Below are 20,357 nucleotides of genomic sequence, written 5' to 3'. Positions count from 1 at the left end.
TTTTTTCAGAGTCGGCACACTGCCCCGCTCGGCGGCGTCCGTCAGGGCCGCGTCGTGCCCCAGACGGCGGCGAGGGCCAGCAGTACCGCGGGAAACAGCGGCAGACTCAGCAGCGCGAAGCGGTAGCCGACGTCGGGCGGCCAGAAGGTGATCGCCGCGGGCGCGACGATGAAGGTGAGGACGATCATCCCGACGACGGTCCAGCCGCGCCAGTCGAACTCCCGGTCGACCGACTCGGGATGGGCCGGGTCGGCGGTCGAATCGTCGTCCGCGACGGCCGTCCGCTCTCCGTCCTCGTCGAACGCGGACGGATCGTGGACGTAGCCGCCGTCGTCGCTCGAGGTCACACGCGAGGGTTGCGAGGCGGTGGTGAAAGCTCTCACGGTCCCGGACGGATTTCGCGTGCGACCGAATCGGTTCGGTGTGAGTCTCGAGTCGCCCGCCGAAGCGGACGGAGTCGAGACGTGGCTCGAGTCCGATGAATCCGAACAGTAACGGCGTCGTCTCGGCAGCGCCGAGCCGACTCTGAATAGTCGACGCGGTCCCGTTCTCAGAGTTCGCTGTCGGGGCGGACGACGACCTTGCCGAACCCTTCGCGGTTCTCGATGATCTCGTGGGCGCGGGGCGTCTCGCTCATCGGCAGTTCCTCGCGGATCGCGGGCTCGAAGGTGCCGTCCCAGACGAGTTCCATCACGTCGTCGACCTGATCGGGCGTCGCCATCGTCGAGCCGATGATCTCGAGCTGATTCCAGAAGATCCGCGGGATGTCGGTCTCGGGATTCCCGCCGCCGGTGCCGCCGCAGGTGACCAGCCGACCGCCCTTGGTGAGACTCTTCAGCGAGTCCCGCCAGGTGGGCGCGCCGACGTGTTCGACGACGACGTCGACGCCGCGGCCGCCGGTCTCCTCCAGGACCCAGTCGGCGAAGTCCTCGTCCTCGTAGTTACAGACGTGGTCGGCGCCGTGCTCGCGGGCGTAGTCGAGCTTCTCCTCCGTACTGCCGGTCGCGTAGACCTCCGCGCCCGCGTAGTCGGCGATCTGAAGCGCGGCGTGGCCGACCCCGCCGCTGGCGCCCAGCACGAGCACCTTTTCGCCGGCCTCGAGGTCGGCGCGCTCGATGAGCATCCGCCAGGCGGTCTGGAAGACCAGACAGCTCGAGCCGGCGACTTCCCAGTCGACATCCTCGGGAACCGGAATCAGGTTGTCCTCGGGAAGGGCAGCGTACTCGGAGTGGACGCCCTGGACGTGCTCGCCGATAATGTGGAATCGGGGATCGAGCGTTGGATCGTCCATCCGCAGGTCGCCGACCCCGGCCGAGACCGCGACGTGATCGCCCGCCTCGAAGCGAGTGACGTCCGCGCCGACCTCCTCGACGACGCCGGCGGCGTCGCTGCCCGGTACGTGGGGCATCTCGAGGTCGATTCCCGGCATCCCCCGCCGCGTCCAGATGTCCAGGTGGTTGAGCGCGGCCGCCTTGATGTCGACCAGCACTTCGTCGCGGCCGACCTCCGGATCCGGATACTCCCCGTACTCGATGACGTCCGTGTCGCCGTGTTCGGTGATCTTGACTGCTTGCATACTCGCGTATGACGGAGACTCCGGCCATAACAGTTGGGCTACCAGCACTCTGTCGCCGGCGATCCTCGCCTCGCAGCCACTCCCCGGAAGCGACCGCGGGACGGCCACGGACGACGGCGGGTGACAGCGTTTTACCCGTCGGCTCTCGAACGACGGGGTATGACCGAGACGGACTCGAGTGAGGATCGGCAGCGGGCTGCCACCGAGGAACCGGCGCCGGACGAGGAACGCGACACGGACGAGCAGCCGCCCGACGAGGGGAACGACATCGACGGTCGATCGCTCGGCGTCGGCGTCGTCACGATCGCGGCGGACCGGTCGCTCGAGTCCGACGGCGCCGGCGAGGCGATCGTATCGGGGCTGAAGAAGGCCGACCACGAGGTCGCCACCCGGGAGCACATCGGGGCCGACCACGACCGCATCCAGTCGACCGTCTCCCGGCTGCTCGACCGCGACGACGTCGACGTCATCGTCACCGGCGGGGCGACCAGCATCGAGCCGAGCGACGTCACCATCGAGGCCGTCGAGCCGCTCCTCGAGAAGCGACTGAGCGCCTTCGAGGACCTGTACACCACGCTGTCCTACGAGGCGGTGGGCACTCGCGTCGTCGCGGCGCGGACGATCGCCGGCGTCTCCGACGGAACCCCGGTGTTCTGTCTCCCCGGGAACGAGGACGCGGCGCGACTGGGGCTCGAGGAACTCATTCTGCCGGAAGTCCACAATCTCGTCAGCCTCGCCCGGGAGGACATCGCCCAGGACAGGTGGGCCGTCGACGAGGCCGCACTCGAGGAGGGCGAAGCGACCGGGGACGAACGCGACCGCGAGGGAGAGGGAGAGAAATCGGACGAAGGCGAAACGACCGTGGACCGCGCGTCCGAGCCCGACGACGGAGGCGAGTGAGATGGACGGTTTCGACACCACTGCCGACGCCGACGGCGTCGACAAGGAGACGATCCGCCAGCGCGTCTGGGACGACCTCGAGGAGAGCGGCGAGGCGCGGTTCCCCTTCCCGCCCCACGGCCGGATCCCGAACTTCGCGGGCGCGGACGACGCCGCCGAGCGACTGGCCGACAAGCCGGAGTGGCGCGACGCGACGACGATCAAGGCCAACCCCGACGCGCCCCAGTTGCCCGTCCGCCGGGCGGCGTTGCGCGCGGGGAAGACCGTCTACATGGCCGTTCCGCGACTCGCCGACGAAAAGTGCTTCCTGAAACTCGATCCCGACGAACTCTCCGACTACGACGCGGCGACGACGGTTTCGGGCTCCTCGGAACACGGCGAGCAGGTCGGCCCCGATGCGGTCGAGGAGATCGATCTGATCGTCTCGGGAAGCGTGGCAGTGAGCGTGGATCCACGATCCACGGAAACAGTGAGCGGCGGTAGCCGCGAGCCCGAAAACGGGGGTCGGATCGGCAAGGGGGAAGGCTACAGCGACCTCGAGTACGCGATCCTGCGCGGGCTCGGCCTCGTCGACGAGTCGACGACGGTCGCGACGACGATCCACGAGCGGCAGCTCATCGACGACCCCGTCGCGATCGGGGACCACGACGTCGCGATGGATCTCGTCGTCACGCCCGAGCGGACGATCCGTCCCGAAAGCCGCGCGCAGCCGTCCGGAATCGACTGGGACCTGCTCGAGGAGGAGCGCCTCGAGGAGATTCCGGTCCTCCAGCGGTTACAGTCGTCGTAAGTCGGTTGGCTGGATCGGTTCGGAGCCGTCGGTGCGATCGTACAGCTACTGTTGAATCAGAAGTACTGAGAACCATCCCGAGGGCCGGAAACACCCCGGCGCCTCGAGTGCCAACCGCAGGGTGTGGGGACGCAGGCGGGTGCAAGGCCTGCGTCGGTACCGGGAATCGGTACGGTGTGGCAGTGGTGGGGGAAGGGTGCTGTGGGTGGGGTGGAAGTCACGGGTGCAGGCGGTGGATGCCTCGGTGGGGTCTGCCCGTCGACCTCCAACTATCGATAGCCGCGGAACCCACTTCAACGGGGGCGATGGTATTCGACGGTTATCCCGGATTCCGTCGATTTCAATCCCAGTTTACGCGGCCGATTTCGGCCGTGTGACGGTTTATATCGTCACACCCCGCTTCAACGTACAGTTATTCGTGAACGTCGGGAGGACGTCGATCCGAAGGCGACGCGATCGGCGACGATCCGGGCCGGTCCGAGCAAGAGGAAAACGCGTCGGCGACTAGCTGGTCAGTTCGTCGGCGACGATCCCGGCGTCCATCAGCTGCGGGTCGACGGCGAGATCGAGTTGGCCCTTGACGAACTCCGGGATCGTATCGCGGGCGTAGGCGACCGTCCGAACGTCCTCGGAGAGGTCGCAGACGATCGGAATCGTCGTCGCCTGTCCGATGTCGGTCAGGACGTACAGATCGGCGTCGACGATGCCGGCCTCCTCGAGGGCGGGCCGCGAGATGACGCCGTTGAGGCGGGCGACGGTGGCGCCCTCCGCCTCGAGCGCGGCGGCGATGTCGTCCTCGTCGGGACCGGCGACGATTACGTCCATGCTCATTCGTACTCGATGGTCGCTGGCGGTTTGTGGGTCACGTCATAGACGACGCGGGCGACGTTGTCGTTCTGGCCGGTGATTCGCGACTGGATGCGCTGGAGAGTATCCCAGTCGATCTCCTGTGCGCGGGCGGTCATCCCGTCGCGGGACTCGACCGAGCGAACGGAGACGACCCAGCCGTGAACGCGGTTGTCTCCTTTTACGCCCGTCGCCTTGCCGATAACGGCTGCGAGCGCTTGCCAGGGCTCGTACTCCTCGAGTTCCTCCTCGACGACGTGACACGCGTGGCGGGCGACCTCGAGTTTCTCCTCGGTGACCTCGCCGATGACGCGGACGGCGAGTCCGGGGCCGGGGAACGGCATCCGTTCGGCGACGATTTCGTCCAGGCCGAGGTGGCGCGCGACCTCGCGGACCTCGTCCTTGTAGAGGTCGCGGACGGGTTCGACGATCCCCTCGAAGTCTACGACCTCCGGCAGGCCACCGACGTTGTGGTGGGACTTGATTCCGCCCTCGCTCTCGATGCGGTCGGGGTAGATCGTCCCCTGAACGAGGTAGTCCGCGTCGGCGTCCTTCGCCTCGCGCTCGAACTCGCGGATGAACTGTTCGCCGATGATCTCGCGCTTCTCCTCGGGGTCGGTGACGCCCGCGAGGGCCTCGAGGAACCGATCCTTGGCGTCGACGATCCGCAGCGACTCCATGTAGTCGAAGGTCTCGCGGATCTGGTCGGTCTCGCCCTTGCGCATCAGGCCGGTATCGACGTAGACCGGGGTCAGTCGGTCGCCGATGGCCTCGTAGGCTAGGGCGGCGGCGACCGATGAATCGACCCCGCCTGAGAGCGCGATGACGGCGTTTTCGTCGCCGATTTCGTCGCCGATCTCTGCAACTGCTTCTGGAACGAACGTGTCGGTATCTACCATCAGTGGGTTACCTCCGTTTCCGCGTCGGTGTCGGCATCCGCGTCTGCGGTCTCAGCGTCGTCGGCCTCGGACCGCTCGAGGACGGCCTCGACCAGTCCCAGGAACGGCGGGCTCGGCTGGCCGGGGCGGGACGTGTACTCGGGGTGGAACTGCGTCCCGACGAAGTAGGGGTGGGTCTCGAGTTCGAGGATCTCCATCCGGTTGCCCGCGGTGCCGGAGAAGACGAGCGGTTCGCCCTCGAAGGCGTCGAAGTACTCGGGGTTGACCTCGTAGCGGTGGCGATGTCGCTCCGAACACGAGGTGTCGCCGTAGAGGTCGTAGGCGAGCGTCTCGGGTTCGATGACGGTCGTGTGCTCGCCGAGTCGCATCGTGCCGCCCATGTCCTCGACCTCGTACTGTTCCGGCAGGATGTCGATGACGGGATGGGGCGTGTCCTCGACCATCTCCGCCGAGTGGGCGCCCTCGAGGCCCAGCACGTTCCGGGCGTATTCGACGACGGCCATCTGGAAGCCCAGACAGAGCCCCAAGAAGGGCACGTCGTTCTCGCGGGCGTAGCGGACGGCCTCGATCTTGCCCTCGGAGCCGCGCATTCCGAAGCCACCGGGGACGATGACGCCGTCCATTCCCTCGAGTTGGCCCTCGTGGCCGTCGGCCAGTTCATCAGCCGGGACCCAGTGAACGTCGACGTCGACGCCGACCTCGAAGCCGGCGTGTTTCAGCGACTCGTGGATCGACATGTAGGCGTCCTCGAGATCGTATTTCCCCACGAGGGCGACGTCGACCGTCCCCTCCTTCTCGGTCGTGACGATCTCGCGCCACTGGTTGGCGCGTTCGCCCTCGGGGAGGGCCTCGTCGGCCAGCCCGAAGTGCTCTAAGACGTACTGGTCGAGCCCTTCCTCTTCGACCATCAGCGGGACGTGGTAAACGTCCTCGACGTCGGGGTTCGAGAAGACCGCTTCCGTGGGAATGTCACAGAACAGCGCGATCTTCTCCTTGGTCTCGGGGTCGAGTCGGTCCTCGCAGCGGCCGACGATGATGTCGGGCTGGAGACCGATCGAGCGAACCTCCTTGACCGAGTGCTGGGTGGGCTTGGTCTTCTGCTCGCCGTTCTTCGAGTACGGGACGAGCGTGACGTGGGTAAAGAGGACGTTCTCCTCGGGTTCCTCGTGGGCGAACTGGCGTAAGGCCTCGAGGTAGGGCATCCCCTCGATGTCCCCCACGGTACCGCCGACTTCGATGATACAGACGTCGGTGCCCTCCGCGGCCTCGCGGATGCGACGCTTGATGTCGTCGGTGATGTGAGGGATGATCTGGACCGTCTTGCCCAGGTAGTCGCCCGCACGCTCCTGCTCGATGACGTGCTGGTAGGTCTTCCCCGTGGTGATGTTGTGGTCCGAGGTCATGTCAATGTCGAGGAACCGCTCGTAGTTCCCCAGATCGAGGTCGACCTCGCCGCCGTCCTCCAAGACATACACCTCCCCGTGCTGGTAGGGATTCATCGTCCCCGCGTCGACGTTCAGGTACGGATCGATCTTCACCGCGGTGACGTCGAACCCGGCGTTTTTGAGGAGACGGCCGGTGCTCGCGGCCGTAATCCCCTTGCCGAGTCCCGACATGACGCCGCCGGTGACGAAGATGAACTTGTTCCCCAGTGAGGGGTCATAATGAGTGTCCGATTCCGTCGGCATACCGAGTGTGCGCGCGACCGGTTGAAAACGATTTCGGGACCGCACCGTCTCCGATAGGCGTTGTCATCCCTAACGCTGATAGATTCGATCGCGGCTGTTCCGCTCTACTCCGTGACCGAAAGAAGGGGGCTATCGGCGACTAGGGCTCCTCGTCCATGGGTGCCTTCCCCTGTGGATCGTCCTCCTTGGACACCTTCCCCTCGGCCTCCGACTCCGTGACCTCCATGTCCTGTACTTCGACGATTTCGGCCTGCTCCATGAACTCGATGCCGCCGCCCATGCGCAACTGGAGCGTCCGCCCGGGAAGGTCCGGATCGTCCTCGTCGGTCGGTTCTTGCGGGACGGAGACGGCGGTGACCCCCTCGATCGTGACGGAGCGACGCTCGATCGGGTCGCCCTCGTACTCGACCGTGTCCCACGTCTCGACATCGAACTCGTCCATGTCTTTGCCGAAGTAGTCCTCCGCGTCAGGGTTGACCGTGTCTTCGGTCTGGGACTCGCCCGTCGTTCTGTTATCGTCGAACTGGACCTCCTCGTGCTTGTACTGCCGGAGATGAACGAGCATACTACTGGCCACCAGCAGTAGCCAGTTAATGCTTCTAGTGGAAGGCTCAACCAATTCATGAGTGCCGCGGTGGGGCCGCCGGTCGAAACCGTCGCGTGATCCCCGTCTCGACCGTACTGATAGCGATTACGCCGTCCAGTACCCGATTGTACGTCTCGGACCGTCGATCGTCGAACGGAGGTGTCGGCTACCTCTCACTTCCACATTTATTTTATACTGTGCGTTCGTACACCGAGATATAGTGGCGTCTCACGAACGACGAACAGCCCTCGAGTTCGACGAGCCGGACACCGGCTTTCAGGCCGGATTCGGGTTCTACGTCGGCCTCGTCGCGGCCGGCGTCGCGGCGACTGCGGGGCTCCTGGCCGGCGTCACCACTGCGACGTTGCTCGGCATCCTGCCGTCGACGGTGACGGCGGTCGCGATCGCCGGCCACATCCTCACGAGACGGGCCCGCGGCCTGCCCGAGCGGATCGGCCGGAGCCGCTGGCGACGACTGGCCTGCTACGCGCCGCCGATCGCGTTCGCGGCGACGCTGGCGCTCCCGCTCGTCGCGCCGATCGAAGCGACCGGCCGGTTCGTCGTCCTGACGCTCGTCGTGACGCTCCTAACCGGCGTCGCGGCGTACGGCGTCGATCGGATGGCCCGCAACCGGTACATCGACGCGATCACGGCGGACGAGCCCGCCGCGGTCTGGACGTGGCGACGGACCGGCCTCACGTCCGGCGGGATCGTGTTCGGTGCCTGTCTGGTGATCACGATCGGCGGCGGCCTCTACAGCACGATCGCGTGGGGACTGAGCGTCGGTCCATTCATGGTCCTCTACGGGTTCATATTTCTCCTCCAGTGGTACGGCATCGGCGGCGAATGGCTCGATTTCGAGCAGAACGAACAGGGGACACCCCCGACGATCCGCGCCCACGAGGCCGGGCTCGTCGTCGAGCGATCCGTCTCGAGCACGTTCGTTCCGTGGGACGACGTCGCGGACGTGCGGCTGACCGACGACGAACTCGTCTTCGAGCGCCGGTGGCTCGACCTGCGCTGTGATCGCGCGGCGATCGACGACCCCGAGGCGACCCTCGAGGGAATCCATCGCGCCCGCGGGCGAACGGACCGCGCGGATTGAAGGGCCGTCCGTCCGTGCCCCCTTGCATGACCGACCTCACCGTTACCGTCGGCGACCGAACGCTGGCGGCCGACTGGACCGACGACGCCCCCGAGACGAGGGCGGCGCTCGAGACGGCCCTGCCGGTCGGCGGCGACGCCGTCCGCTGGGGCGACGAGTTGTATTTCGACGTCGCGCTCGACGTTCCGCCCGAAAACGCCCGCGAGGTCGTTCCCGAGGGCGCGATCGCGTACTGGCCGGCCGGCGGGAAGCTGTGTCTGTTCTGGGGCGAGACACCCGCCAGCCAGAACGGCGAACCGCGCGCCGCCGCGCCCGTTACCGTCGTCGCTCGAGTCGAGGACTGCGACGCGCTGGCCGATCTCGAGGGCGGAGCGCGGCTGCGACTCGAGCGCGCGGAGTGAGCTTCGGCGTCAGGTGCGATTCCGCGGCGCCCGCTCCGGCGTCCGCGTTCGGCCGCCGGTCCTCGAGAGGAGCAGCCACTGGGGAACGCCCAGCAGCGCGAGCAACGCGGCGGCGCCGAGAAACACCGTCGTCGAGTCGATCGCGAGCCCGTAGAAGAGCGCGGTCCCGAGCGCGACGTACGACGTGGCGAGTAGCCAGACGAGACGGTTCATGAGAGTTATACGTAACCTGTCACGATAAGGATAGCGGCCGGTCGATCGTCGGTTCCGACGGGGACGTTCGCGCCGGCGCTACTTGCCCCAGAACGGATCCCGGCTGCGCTGCTTGTCGAGGTACATGTTCAGCGCCTCGAGTTCGTCGGCGGGGATCTCGTCGGCCAGCTCCTGCTCTAAGATCTTCGCGTGTTTCTCGGGGATCTGGATCCAGAGCTCGTCGTCTTCCTCGATCTGGCGGCCGACGGTCGGGCCGTCGATGGCGACGGAGACGCGGTTACCGGCCCGGGCCTCGTCAACGTCCTCACCCTGTTCCTGGATGCCCTTGATCTGGCCGACGCGTTCGGGCTCGTTGCCCTCGAACTTCACGACGGTGGCGTTGTTCTGGACGGTGCCGGAGTTGACCTCGACGCCGACGACCGCGGGGTCGTTCTGGCGGAACGTGTGGTCCGGCAGGATGCGGAATCGAGCGGGCCGCGAGATGTTCTCGAGAATTGTGTCCTGCTGGGCCTGTTCGATCCCCTCGACGTACTCGTCGTACTCCTCGACGAGCTGGTAGATGACCTCGTCGGTGAAGATCGTCACGTCGTCGGTCTCGGCGCGGTGTTCGGCGTCGGAGAGGACGTCGACGTTGAACCCGAGGATGACCTGCTGTTTCGGGTCCTCGGCCGTCGACGCGACCGAGATGTCGCGCGGCGCGACGTCGCCGACCTCCGCGCGGACGATCGGCACCTCCGCCTCGTCTAACGCGTCGGCCATCGCCTCGAGGCTCCCCAGCGTGTCGGCCTTGACGACGACGCCCTCTTCGGCGGTGTCGACCGCGATCGAGGCGAGTTCGGCCTGGACTTCCTCGATGACGTCCTCGAGGTCCCGGTCGCGGACCACTCGGACCGGTGCGCCGGCCATCGCGTCACCGAGTTCGGGCGCGGCGACCTTGATCCCGGCCGCGGCGCCGACCTCGTCGACGTTCTCGAAGCGGCTCTCGGTTCGAATCTCCGCGAGCGGGCGGGGCTGGAGCAGCGCGCGGACCTCGGTGACGATCGGATCGTTCTGTCCGCCGACGACGATCGTGTCGTCCTCCCTGATCGTGCCGTCGTAGAGGACGATGTCGACCGTCTTCCCGAACCCTTTCTCCTCTTTGACCTCGAGGACGGTGCCGACGCCGGGGCCGGAGACGTCGATCTCCATCTCCTCTTTCATGTACCGCTGGGAGAGGCCCATCATCACGGTCAGCAGGTCCGGCACGCCTTCGCCGGTCATCGCCGAGACGGGGACGACGCCGACGTTGCGCTGGAAGTTCTGAACCCGCCAGTAGAGGTCGGCGGAGAACCCTTCGTCGCTCAGGTTCCCGATGATCTCGTAGAGTTTCTCGTCGAGTCGCTGGCGGACGCGGTCGGACTGGGACTCGTAGGTGTCGTTGATCGGCGTGTCCTCGTTGACCGACCAGCCGGGGACGGTGTCGATCTTGTTCGCCGCGACGATGAAAGGCGTCTGGGAGCGTTTGAGGATGTCCAGCGCCTCCAGCGTCTGGGGCTGGAAGCCGTCGTTGACGTCGACGACGAGGATCGCGATGTCAGCGAGCGCGCCGCCCCGCGAGCGAAGCGTCGTAAAGGAGTGGTGACCCGGCGTGTCGATAAAGAGCAGGCCGGGCAGGTCGAAGTCGTCGGGGTCGACGAGGTCGCCCGCGATCGTGGAGATGATGTCCAGCGGGACGGCCGTCGCGCCGATGTGCTGAGTGATGGCGCCCGCTTCGCCCTCGATCACCGCGGAGCCGCGTATCTTGTCGAGGAGACTGGTCTTGCCGTGATCGACGTGTCCGAGGACGGCGACGATCGGCGTTCTGAGAGATGTGGGGTCGTGCGTATCCGTATTCGACATGGTGAACCACCCGAGAAGGTCTTATCTAAGGGGTCGGTAGAGCGGTAGTTAAACCCATCGTCATCCGCGCTCGATCGCCGGTCTGGCTGGTCGCTCGACGCGAAACTGAGTTCGTCTGAATCGACGCGACCGGACGGCCCTCGAGCGGTACAACGAGGGCGGAAACGGCGGCTCGCTGTCGACCCCGTGGACTTTAATACCGATTAGTAAGTACGGGTACGCATGAGCGATATACTCGCTGAAAATCTCTCGGGGAAGTCCGTCATGGGTTCCGACGGCACCGAGCTCGGATTGCTCTACAACATCACCATGGACCTCAAATCCGGTAAACTCCACGATCTCGTTATCGATCCCGATAACGAAATCTCCCCGCGAACGGTCGACTTCGACGTCGACGACGCGGGCCGATTCCTCGTCCCCGTCAACCGCGTTCAGGCGGTCAAAGACTACATCGTCGTCCAGCGCTAACGGTATGTACGTTCTCGACTCCTCGGCGTTTATCCACGACTTTCACACGACAGAACAGACTGCGACCATCCCCCTCGTCCGCGAAGAACTCGAAGACGAGAGCGCCTATCGCTACGACGCGATGGAGGGCTCGGGGATGCACATCCACATTCCCAACGACGACACCACCGAGAAAGTCCAGCGCGCGGCCCGCGAATCGGGCGATCTCGACGTCCTCTCCGACACCGACGTTCGCCTCGTCGCGGCGAGTTTCGAACTCGACGGAACGCTCGTCACCGACGACTACGCGATGCAAAACGTCGCGGAGAAGCTGAACGTCGACGTGGAAGTGATCGCCCGCGAGGGCATCGACGAACAGCGCCACTGGCGCTACCAGTGTCAGGGCTGCGGTCGCGAGTTCGACGAACAGAAGGACCGCTGTCCGATCTGTGGCTCGGAACTGGCCCGGAAGAACCCGTCGTAATTGGGCAATCGCCGTCGGCACCCGGCTTTCTCACACGAGATATTCGACGAACAGCAACGCGTTATAACAGCCGTGGACCAGCGCGGGCACCAGCAGGTTGTCCGTCCGTTCGTAGATCGTCCCGAGGATCAGCCCGAGCGCGAACACCAGCGCGAGGCTCGCGAGCATCGCACCCGGTCCCGCGGTCGCGTAGGCGAACAAGTGGACGATCATGAAGACGAGGCTCCCGACGAGGACGGCGCCGGCCCGGGAGAACTGCTCGTAGAGGCTCTTCTGGATCACGTTTCGGTAGAACAGCTCCTCGAACGGTCCGACGAACAGGAGCATCGACGGGACGGCGACCATCGCCAGTTCGGGGTTCTCGGCCAGCCGCTGGGTCGTGGTGTGGTCCGAGGCGTCGATGCCCAGCGCCGTCATGACCTGCGAGATGCCGATGTTCACGCCGAACAGCAAGACGAGTCCGAGGACGATCCAGCCGACCGTCCGGAGCGTCGGTCGCTCGAGGTCGATGAACGACCGATCGTGACCGCGGTAGGCCAGGTAGCCCGCCGCGACCCCGCCGAGGCCGAGCGCGTAGGCGGGGTACTCGACCAACGACTGCTGGAGCGGCGTGGGTTCGCCGACGAGGGTGGTCACCGGCAGCGAGAGGAACACTGTCGCGATCGACAGGCTGAACAGGCCGACGACGGCGAGTATGCACATCTCGACCGTCCGTGCGAGCCGGCGGTACAATCCCGGACCCGAGACGCCGCCGCGATCGGCGACGGCGATACCGACCGCACCGATCGCGGCGACCAACGCGACGAACAGCAGCGAGACCGACCCCTCGAGGCCGGGGACGACGACCGATCCCAGGACGCCCCGGGTGATCGCGTATCCCGACAGGGCGACGACGAGGAGGCTCCCGCCGGCGGCGACCGGCCCGGCGACGCGTCGCTCGAGCAGGCCGTGGCGGCGACCGACGAAGGCGGCCGTGGCGACGAGGGCGCCGACCGCCGCGAGCCAGACCGCGGGGGCGTCGACGCCGCGGCGGACCGGCAACAAGAGCGCGACGAGAACGACGGCCGAGAGGACGGTTCCGACGGTCGGGACGACGTCGGACGCGGCCGAGCCGGCGTCACCGTCGCCGTCGGCGGTCCGGGTGAGATCGCTCATACGTGAGTCTTCGAGCGCGAACCCATAGGCGCACCGCAATGGGGCTGGGGCCGGGTCCGGGACCGGATCCGGCCTATCGCCCGATTCGAAGCTCGGTCTTCTCGGCGACGGCGTCGGCCTCCTCGAAGTCTCCGCCACCGAGCAGGCCGCGGGTGGCCTTCTTGGCCCACTCGACGGCCGGCTGCTCGAACGTGTTGACGCCGTACAGTTCGCCAGCGAGGACGCAGGCGGCCTCCATCCCGTAGAGGAGGCCGCCGAGTTCGTACTCGTCGACGGTCTCGAGTTCAAGCCGGACGTTCGGCCGGCCGGCCGCAGCGAGGCTGGCCTCCGTGGCCTCGAACTCCGCCTCGAGCAGTTCGCCGAGCGTCGAATCGCCGAGGTACGCCAGTTCGTCGACGTCGGTGTCGGGGATCGGTCGGTCGTCGGTCTCGCCCGGCGAGACGAAGGTGACGAGTTTGTCTCGCTGGCCGGCCCGGTAGAGCTGCAACTGGGAGTGCTGGTCGGTCACGCCGAGCGCCCGCGCCGGCGTCTGGCCCAGATCGTCCTTGCCGAGGCTCTCGGCCCACAGCTGGGCGAACCACTCGGCGAAGGTCTCCAGCGACTCCGCGTAGGGGACCATGGCGTTAATGCCCGCGCCGCGCTGGTCGAGCGCGTAGGCCGTCGCCCCGTAGGCGTAGGCCGGGCAGTCGAACAGCGAGCCGGTCAGGCTCTCGCGCTCGGCGGCGGCGCCGGCAAGCAGCGCCTCGAGATCGTGGCCGCAGACGGCCGCCGCGACCATACCGACCGCCGACAGCGCCGAGAAGCGGCCGGGGACGCCGTCGGGGACCTTCAGCGACGGCAGGTCGTGACGGTCCGCGAGGTTCCGGAGCGGGCCGGACTCGCCGGTCGTCACGATCGTGCGTTCGGTCCAGTCGACGCCCGCGGCCTCGAAGGCGTCGCGGACGACGAGGAAGTTCGCCAGCGTCTCCGCCGTCGTTCCCGACCGCGAGACCACGTTGATCGCCGTCTCCTCGAGGGGCAGTCGCTCGAGGTGGTTCGACACCCAAGCGGGGTCGACGTTGTCGAGGTAGACGGCTTCGGTGTCGCTCTCCGAAGCGAGCGCGTCCGTGATCGTCGCCGCGCCGAGTGCGCTGCCGCCGATGCCGACGGTGATCAGCGCCTCGCTGTCGGCGACCGGTTCGACCGCCGCCCGGATCTCGTCGGGATCGGTCCGCTCCGGGAGGTTCAGCGCCTCGTAGCCGTGCTCTGCATTTTCCATTCCCGCGACGATGCGCTCGTGGGCGTCCGCGACCTGTTCGTCCAGGCGCTCGAGGGAGTCCCTCGAGGCGCCCGGTGACGCGACTGACGCGAGCGCGTTACCGATGTCGACGTTCATACGAGAGACGGCGACCGCCTGCGGTAAAGGCGTTCCGTCAGCGACCGACCGTCGTCGGGACTCACTTCCCGGGGTCTTTGATCGCGGACAGGCCGGCGGTCACGAGTCGGCGCAGGAGTACCACGACGCCGTTCTGGAGCCCCTTGGCGAAGACGGCCTGCTCCTTCGCCTCGCCGCCGGCGGCGGGGTAGTAGGTGCCGATCAGGAGCGTCTCCTGATCGACGAGCAGGATTCGGCTGATCGCGACCTCGGCGTCCAGTTCGCTCCCGGTGAGCCACTCCATTTCGGTTTCGAACACGCTCGTCTCGGGGAGTCGCGTCTTCAGCGTCGTCGTCGTCGCCGGCGTCTGGCCGCCGATAACGACGGTGAGGTCCCGCTGAATCGCCTGCTGGACGCCGTCGAACAGCGCCTCGGAGAGGACGTCGTCGTCGACGACGAGCAGCGCGATCTCCGACTCCGCGTTCCCGATCAGTTCGAGCGTCCGCGACTCGATCGCCTCGTGGCCGCTCAGCGACCAGATCTCCTGGAGGTGATCGTCGTCTCCAGCCTCCTCCACGTCCGTCTGTTCGAGATACCGCTCGAGCGTGTCGATCCGATCGTTGTACCTCTCACGCAGAATCCGCGTCGCCTCGGTGATCTCCACGGAGCGATACCGCTGGGGACTCGAGTGCTGGACTTCGACCAGCCCCTGAGACTCGAGGACCCGGATCGCGTCGTACACCCGCGTCCGCGGAACGTCGGAGATCTCGTGGATCTCCTTTGCGGTTCCGTTGGGGAGTTTGTTCAACGCCATAAAGCAGCGTGCCTCGTACTCCTGCAGGCCGAGGTCCTGCAACAGACTAATCGCCTCTACCGTTGTTTCGTCCTGTGTCATGGCCCAACCACGAATTCGGATAACCGAACACGCGGACTAGGATGCGTGGATGGAAAAGAATTCGCGTTCGTGGACTGCGCCCCTATTTTCACTGGGGGAACAGGTAGAATATACAATTCACCCAGATTATCACACAAACTACTTGAGTGCACGTTCGGTAGGTGACAGTGGCGGCCCCGTTCTGGCCCAACCACGTCGGGGCCCGCCGTTTTCCATCAGTTATCTGAGTGGTCGTTCACGAACGTTTCACTGTCCATTCGTCCGAGAGTCACACCGCTCGTGTGACGAGGCGGGCCGATCTGGCGACGCTCCCCGGGACGCGCAGCACCGGGACGGCGTTCGAGCGTGCGGTCGGCTCGTATCGACCGGTTCGAGAAGATTCAGCGGGGAGAATCGAGTCGCGAAGGCGCCGTTCTCGACGAGCGAGCCGAGAGAAAGAGAGTAAGGAAAACCCAGGAAGAGGTACTGCGGACCATCGACCGGAGGGGGACGTAACCGGTCCGAGGCGGCGAACCGATCAGATCGACGCCGATGGAAGCGTCGCCTGCGTGAACCAGAATCGGTCGATCGTCTCGACGAGCGAAATGAACTCGTCCAGATCCGACGGTTTGGTCAGATACGCGTTCGCGTACCCCTCGTAGCAGCGCGCGATATCGCTTCTATCGTCCGATCCGCTGAGGACGACGATCGGCAGCCGCCGCAACTGCGGGACGGCGGTGATCGCCTCGAGGATCTCGGTTCCGCCGTAGGACGGCAGGTTCAGGTCCAGGAGAACGAAGTTCGGCGGCGAATCCGAATCGGACTCGACCGACCGACAGAGAAACGACATCGCGTCGCTACCGCTGACAACGGCGTGCAGTCTCGTCTCTCGATCCGACACCACGCTCTCGAACGCGTCCCGTAGCAGGGTCACGTCGTGAGGGTTGTCTTCGACGAACAGGATATCGACCGGTTCGACAGCGCTGCACTGATGAGTGAACGTGGACATGTACTATTCCAGATTCTTTCCGATAGGAATCGGCCCGCTATTTCACCGTCGCCGGCAGGAGCTCTCGATTGTCGGCCACCAATCGCAACATCGGTTCGATCTCCGCGAATCGGGGGCCCTCGTGACGGTGCTCGCCTGCCGATGCCACTCGATGAACTCGTACTCCGCCAATTTGGGGAGGTGAACGTGGCGTCGCTCGACCGCCGCGTCGTACTGGTCGTCGACTCCGTCGGGCGGTGAATCGATGTTGATCGGCCCCTCTCGCCTGAGGCAGACGTATAGTATTCGCCGCCGTCGCTCGTCCGACAGTGCATCGAACAGTTGGTTCTGTATCGCTTCCATATGCGAGCAGAAATTTGGCGTAGATACGGTTGTACCCACGTCATTTTCACACGCAGATGGCTTTTGATTAACCGGGTGAATGGGCGCCCCCGATTCGAGCGAGCGCGAAGGGAGAGCGGCCGTTCGCGTCGCCGATCCCGACCGAAAGCCGAAACCCGGAAACCGATCCGCCCGCTACGACCGCTCATGACCGAACAGACGAGCACGTTCGTCGTCACCCACGCCGAGAGCGAGTCGGCCGTCGTCCGCGACGTCGAGACCGCACAGGTCCACACGCTCGGCTCGAACCCCGGCCTCGAAGTCCACGACGTCATCGAGGCGACCGTCGCCCCCGAACCGCCTCTCGAAGTCACTTGGGAAGTGATCGACGTCGACGACCGACGATCGATCGAGTTAGTCGACAGCGACCTCGCACCGACTCAGCACGCGACGGAGCTGGCCGCCGACGCCGACGTCGGCGACCTGATTCAGGAGGAACGGGCCGGCACCGGCGAGATTCACGTCTTTCGCGTTCCCGAAGCCGAGGTGGAGTCGGCGGCTCAAGACATCCTCGAGGACGAGGAGACCATCGCGCGAGCGGCCCGACTCGAGGCGGTCCGCGTCGAGGTCCGTCGGTCGGCCGACGACGGCGTGTTGAGCGTGCGGTACTTGCCCGACTGAAGCGCTCGCCGAGTCCTCACGCCCGGTTCGCGCAGTTCGGTCCCGGACGTCTCACCCGTCCTCGAGTTCGCCGTCGTCGCGAGACGCGTAGCCGATCGCCGTTTCGTCGGTGATTTCGGCGCCGCCGTCGACGCGTTCGACCCGCAGCGACACGTCCCGCGTGGTCCCGCAGCCGACGCCGACGAACTCCTCCCAGACGTCGCCCTCGCGAGCCTCGTCACGGGTCTTGTGCAGGTACGACCGGAACGACCGCTTCTCGAGTTGCCGGCGACCCGCCTCCGAGAGGGCGGCCGGGTACGAGACCACGACACGTCCGGCGCTCGCCGCGTCCGAGCGATCGGATCGGTCGTCCGCGACTCCGGACTGCTGGTCGGACTCGGTCATGATACCCGACCGGAGGGACTCGAGCGGCTTCAGCCTACGGTATTTCTCATCCCCGATACGGTTGAAACATGCTGCAGAAATTGAGAAGGCTTACCTCAGGGGCCCACCAGTGGTCGAGTATATGGGGTATTTCGACGTACCGGAGCTTCCCTACTCCCGGTACAGCAACCGCCAACTCGCGGCGGTGCCGCTTGCGGTACTCGCGGTTGCATTGCTCGTTCTCACCGGCACGTTCCTCATGACGGGCACGCCGGTGCCGCTGGGGATGGACTTCGCCGGCGGTTCCGAACTGACTATTCAGACGACCTCCTCCCAGGAGGAGATCGCGAACGCCTTCGACGAGGAGCCCGAGTCGATTCAGTCGGTCTCGGCGCCCGACTCCCAGAACCAGTACGTCGTCCAGTTCACCTCGACCGACCTCGAGTCGCTGAGCCAGCAGGCCGAGGAGAACTTGGAGCAGGACGGCGATAACGACGTCGTCCAGCTCGAGTCGACGGTTTCGGGGAGCTTCGGCCAACAGACCCAGCAGACGGCGCTGCTGGGAATCGCCGTCGCCTTCGTCGGGATGAGCGTCATCACCTTCCTGCTGTTCCGGACGTTCGTGCCGTCGATCGCCATCGTCCTCTCCGCGTTCTCGGACCTAATGATCCCGCTGGCGTTCATGACGGTCGCCGACATCTCGCTGTCGTTGGGGACCGTCGCCGCACTGCTGATGTTGATCGGCTACTCGGTCGACTCCGACATCCTGTTGAACAACCACATCCTGCGCCGCCAGGGTGACTTCTACGAGAGCACCCACCGCGCGATGCGGACCGGGATCACGATGACGGTGACGTCGATGGCGGCGATGCTCGTCATGGGCATCGCCGCGGGACTGTTCGGCGTCGAGTTGCTCTCGTCGATCGGGATCGTCCTCTTCGTCGGACTCGCGGCCGACCTGATGAACACCTACATGCTCAACCTGAGTCTGCTTCGCTGGTACAAGTTCGAGGGGATTCGATCATGACCGGCCCGGTCGCGTTCGTCAAAAATCACTGGCGGCTACTGCTGCTGGTCGTCTTCATCACCGGCTCGATGGTCTCCCTGTTCGTCCCCGGCGGCGTCATGGGGGGCAACGACTACGTCGAGACCCAGGACAGCGGGGCGACGAACCTCGAGTACGGGCTCGACCTCGAGGGCGGGACGCGAATCAGCGCCCCGGTCACCGGAATGACCGCCGAGAACATCGACGCCGGCGCCGTCAGCGACGACGGCAGCGTCGATCAGGAGCGACTGACTGAAATCGAGCGAACGCTGTACGACGAAACCGGCCTCGAGACGGGGAACGTCCGCGTCAGCGTCGACGACGACGGGAACGCCCACGCCGAGCTGTTCACCGAGAACGTGAGCGAGGAGGAGTTCGCCGCCGCGCTCGCCGAGGCCGGCGTCGAGGTCGATCCCGACGATGACATCCGCACCGGCGTGACGCCGGAGACGCGCCAGCAGATGGTCGATACGATCCAGTCGCGGATCAACGCGGCCGGCCTCTCGGGCGGAAACGTCTACGAGTCGGCCAGACTCGGCGGCGGCTACTACATCGTCACCGAGGCGCCGGACATGGACGCCGACGAGCTCCGAAGCCTGCTCGGCGAGCGAGGGATCGTCGAAGTGCAGGCCTACTACCCAGAGAACGGTACCCAGGAGAACGAGACGATCCTGTCGGGCGACGATATCGAGAACGTCGATCCGCCGACGACCGACAGGAACGGAAACGATATCGTTCCAGTTCAGGTCGACAGCAACGCCGCGCCGGAGTTCCAGTCGCGGTTGAACGAACTCGGCTTCACCGACGAGGGGGTTGGTCAGTGCGGGCTCCGCGGCGACGGCGAGAGCATCAACTTCGACCACGAGGGAGAGCGATACTGTCTCCTGACGGTCATCGACGGCAAGGTCGTCGACGCCCACTCCATGGGCCCCGATCTGGCGAGTTCGATGCGAGCCGGTTCTTGGGAGAACGATCCCTCGTTCCAGATGGGCGCACAGAACCTCGAGCAAGCGCAGACGCTCTCGGTGAATCTCCAGTCCGGTTCGCTGCCCGCGCCGCTCGACTTCGGCGAGGCCCAGACCTACTCGCTGTCCCCGGCGCTGGCCGACCAGTTCAAACTCTACTCGCTGGTAATCGGCGCGCTGGCGGTGATCACCGTCAGCGGCGTCGTCTTCCTGCGCTATCGGAACCCCCGCGTCGCCGCGCCGATGATCGTCACCGCGATGTCTGAGGTGATCATTCTGCTCGGCTTCGCGGCGCTGATACGCATGCCGCTCGATCTCTCTCACGTCGCCGGCTTCATCGCCGTGGTCGGGACCGGGGTGGACGACCTCGTCATCATCGCCGACGAGGTGATGGACCAGGGCGACGTCAGCTCGAGGCGGGTGTTCGAATCCCGCTTCCGGAAGGCGTTCTGGGTCATCGGCGCCGCCGCGGCGACGACGGTCATCGCCATGTCGCCGCTGGCCGTCCTGAGCCTCGGGGATCTGCGCGGGTTCGCCATCATCACCATCCTCGGCGTGCTCGTCGGCGTGCTCATCACCCGACCCGCCTACGGGGACATCCTCCAGCGGCTGCTGACGGACAAGTAGCGCAGACAGACACGCAGCGGTCTTTTTAGCGGAGATCGGTCTTCAGCGGATATCGGCTTTCAACGGGTATCGGTTTCACTCGAGGCCCTTTGACTCCTGACGTAGAGACGTGCGGTGAAAGACTGTGTCCTGTGCGGATCACTCGAGACG

At 65.9% G+C, this 20,357-nt stretch carries 22 protein-coding genes; 9 read left to right on the top strand and 13 right to left on the bottom strand.

All coding sequences use genetic code 11. From position 1 onward, the window contains the following. Positions 1–41: 41 nt before the first annotated feature. Both HTUR_RS03820 and HTUR_RS03815 read right to left on the bottom strand, forming a co-directional pair. Positions 42–347, bottom strand: coding sequence for a hypothetical protein (locus HTUR_RS03820; RefSeq protein ID WP_012941980.1), 306 nt, complete (start codon positions 345–347; stop codon positions 42–44). 203 nt (positions 348–550) lie between these two features. After that, positions 551–1,576 carry a zinc-binding dehydrogenase gene (locus HTUR_RS03815; protein WP_012941979.1) on the bottom strand — a complete coding sequence of 342 codons (1,026 nt, stop codon included), beginning with the start codon at positions 1,574–1,576 and terminating at the stop codon, positions 551–553. A gap of 159 nt (positions 1,577–1,735) precedes the next feature. Here HTUR_RS03815 and HTUR_RS03810 point away from each other — a divergent pair, with 159 nt between their 5' ends. Further along, entirely contained in the window at positions 1,736–2,476 is a 741-nt protein-coding gene (locus HTUR_RS03810) for a MogA/MoaB family molybdenum cofactor biosynthesis protein (protein WP_012941978.1), read from the top strand. 1 nt (position 2,477) lies between these two features. Next, a complete protein-coding gene (locus HTUR_RS03805) occupies positions 2,478–3,266 on the top strand; it encodes a 5-formyltetrahydrofolate cyclo-ligase (RefSeq protein ID WP_012941977.1) in 789 nt (262 codons plus the stop codon). A 504-nt stretch (positions 3,267–3,770) separates the two neighbouring features. On the opposite strand, the gene HTUR_RS03800 is transcribed toward HTUR_RS03805, so the two are convergent. From HTUR_RS03800 to HTUR_RS03785, 4 genes are all read right to left on the bottom strand, one after another. Then, on the bottom strand, positions 3,771–4,097 hold the full coding sequence (locus HTUR_RS03800) for a DUF7126 family protein (RefSeq protein WP_012941976.1): 327 nt from the start codon (positions 4,095–4,097) through the stop codon (positions 3,771–3,773). Continuing rightward, the gene (gene guaA, locus HTUR_RS03795; RefSeq protein ID WP_008896146.1) at positions 4,094–5,011 is read right to left on the bottom strand and encodes a glutamine-hydrolyzing GMP synthase; all 918 of its coding nucleotides are present in this window, start codon (positions 5,009–5,011) and stop codon (positions 4,094–4,096) included. The genes HTUR_RS03800 and guaA overlap by 4 nt, the downstream gene beginning before the upstream one ends. Continuing rightward, the gene (locus HTUR_RS03790; protein ID WP_012941975.1) at positions 5,011–6,699 is read right to left on the bottom strand and encodes a glutamine hydrolyzing CTP synthase; all 1,689 of its coding nucleotides are present in this window, start codon (positions 6,697–6,699) and stop codon (positions 5,011–5,013) included. Before HTUR_RS03790 ends, guaA begins: the two co-directional genes overlap by 1 nt. A 139-nt stretch (positions 6,700–6,838) precedes the next feature. Beyond that, positions 6,839–7,264 carry a hypothetical protein gene (locus HTUR_RS03785; RefSeq protein WP_012941974.1) on the bottom strand — a complete coding sequence of 142 codons (426 nt, stop codon included), beginning with the start codon at positions 7,262–7,264 and terminating at the stop codon, positions 6,839–6,841. Between the two features lie 241 nt (positions 7,265–7,505). Between HTUR_RS03785 and HTUR_RS03780 the strand changes: the two genes are divergently transcribed. After that, complete coding sequence (locus HTUR_RS03780) at positions 7,506–8,390, top strand: PH domain-containing protein (protein WP_012941973.1); 885 nt, start codon at positions 7,506–7,508, stop codon at positions 8,388–8,390. 26 nt (positions 8,391–8,416) lie between these two features. Then, complete coding sequence (locus HTUR_RS03775; protein ID WP_012941972.1) at positions 8,417–8,791, top strand: cyclophilin-like family protein; 375 nt, start codon at positions 8,417–8,419, stop codon at positions 8,789–8,791. Between the two features lie 9 nt (positions 8,792–8,800). On the opposite strand, the gene HTUR_RS03770 is transcribed toward HTUR_RS03775, so the two are convergent. Both HTUR_RS03770 and infB read right to left on the bottom strand, forming a co-directional pair. After that, positions 8,801–9,004, bottom strand: a complete 204-nt coding sequence (locus HTUR_RS03770) for a hypothetical protein (RefSeq protein WP_049941590.1) — start codon at positions 9,002–9,004, stop codon at positions 8,801–8,803. A 78-nt stretch (positions 9,005–9,082) separates the two neighbouring features. Continuing rightward, on the bottom strand, positions 9,083–10,882 hold the full coding sequence (infB, locus tag HTUR_RS03765) for a translation initiation factor IF-2 (protein WP_012941971.1): 1,800 nt from the start codon (positions 10,880–10,882) through the stop codon (positions 9,083–9,085). Between the two features lie 222 nt (positions 10,883–11,104). Here infB and HTUR_RS03760 point away from each other — a divergent pair, with 222 nt between their 5' ends. Then, positions 11,105–11,350: a PRC-barrel domain-containing protein gene (locus HTUR_RS03760; protein WP_012941970.1), complete on the top strand. Its 246-nt coding sequence runs from the start codon at positions 11,105–11,107 to the stop codon at positions 11,348–11,350. A 4-nt stretch (positions 11,351–11,354) separates the two neighbouring features. Then, positions 11,355–11,813 (top strand): NOB1 family endonuclease, encoded by a 459-nt coding sequence (locus HTUR_RS03755; protein ID WP_008896138.1) that lies wholly within the window; start codon positions 11,355–11,357, stop codon positions 11,811–11,813. A 30-nt stretch (positions 11,814–11,843) separates the two neighbouring features. Here the strand turns inward: HTUR_RS03755 and HTUR_RS03750 are convergent, their stop codons facing one another. The 4 genes from HTUR_RS03750 to HTUR_RS03735 all read right to left on the bottom strand — a co-directional run bounded on the left by HTUR_RS03750 (position 11,844) and on the right by HTUR_RS03735 (position 16,205). Next, on the bottom strand, positions 11,844–12,968 hold the full coding sequence (locus HTUR_RS03750) for a CPBP family intramembrane glutamic endopeptidase (protein WP_012941969.1): 1,125 nt from the start codon (positions 12,966–12,968) through the stop codon (positions 11,844–11,846). A 73-nt stretch (positions 12,969–13,041) separates the two neighbouring features. After that, entirely contained in the window at positions 13,042–14,343 is a 1,302-nt protein-coding gene (locus HTUR_RS03745) for a hypothetical protein (protein ID WP_012941968.1), read from the bottom strand. 61 nt (positions 14,344–14,404) lie between these two features. Further along, positions 14,405–15,217, bottom strand: coding sequence for a TrmB family transcriptional regulator (locus HTUR_RS03740; RefSeq protein WP_012941967.1), 813 nt, complete (start codon positions 15,215–15,217; stop codon positions 14,405–14,407). Between the two features lie 517 nt (positions 15,218–15,734). Beyond that, positions 15,735–16,205 (bottom strand): response regulator, encoded by a 471-nt coding sequence (locus HTUR_RS03735; protein WP_012941966.1) that lies wholly within the window; start codon positions 16,203–16,205, stop codon positions 15,735–15,737. A 528-nt stretch (positions 16,206–16,733) separates the two neighbouring features. On the opposite strand from HTUR_RS03735, the gene HTUR_RS03725 reads away from it, so the two are divergent. Beyond that, positions 16,734–17,207: a DUF5812 family protein gene (locus HTUR_RS03725; RefSeq protein ID WP_012941964.1), complete on the top strand. Its 474-nt coding sequence runs from the start codon at positions 16,734–16,736 to the stop codon at positions 17,205–17,207. 51 nt (positions 17,208–17,258) lie between these two features. Here HTUR_RS03725 and HTUR_RS03720 read toward each other — a convergent pair whose 3' ends face one another. After that, positions 17,259–17,591, bottom strand: a complete 333-nt coding sequence (locus tag HTUR_RS03720) for a hypothetical protein (RefSeq protein WP_012941963.1) — start codon at positions 17,589–17,591, stop codon at positions 17,259–17,261. 121 nt (positions 17,592–17,712) lie between these two features. Between HTUR_RS03720 and secF the strand changes: the two genes are divergently transcribed. Beyond that, positions 17,713–18,597 (top strand): protein translocase subunit SecF, encoded by an 885-nt coding sequence (secF, locus tag HTUR_RS03715; RefSeq protein WP_012941962.1) that lies wholly within the window; start codon positions 17,713–17,715, stop codon positions 18,595–18,597. Further along, positions 18,594–20,207, top strand: a complete 1,614-nt coding sequence (locus HTUR_RS03710; RefSeq protein WP_012941961.1) for a preprotein translocase subunit SecD — start codon at positions 18,594–18,596, stop codon at positions 20,205–20,207. Before secF ends, HTUR_RS03710 begins: the two co-directional genes overlap by 4 nt. The last annotated feature ends 150 nt before the right edge of the window (positions 20,208–20,357 follow it).

Source organism: Haloterrigena turkmenica DSM 5511 (assembly GCF_000025325.1).
In the GTDB taxonomy this organism is placed as follows: domain Archaea; phylum Halobacteriota; class Halobacteria; order Halobacteriales; family Natrialbaceae; genus Haloterrigena; species Haloterrigena turkmenica.
This window is presented reverse-complemented; position numbering and strand designations above follow the sequence as displayed.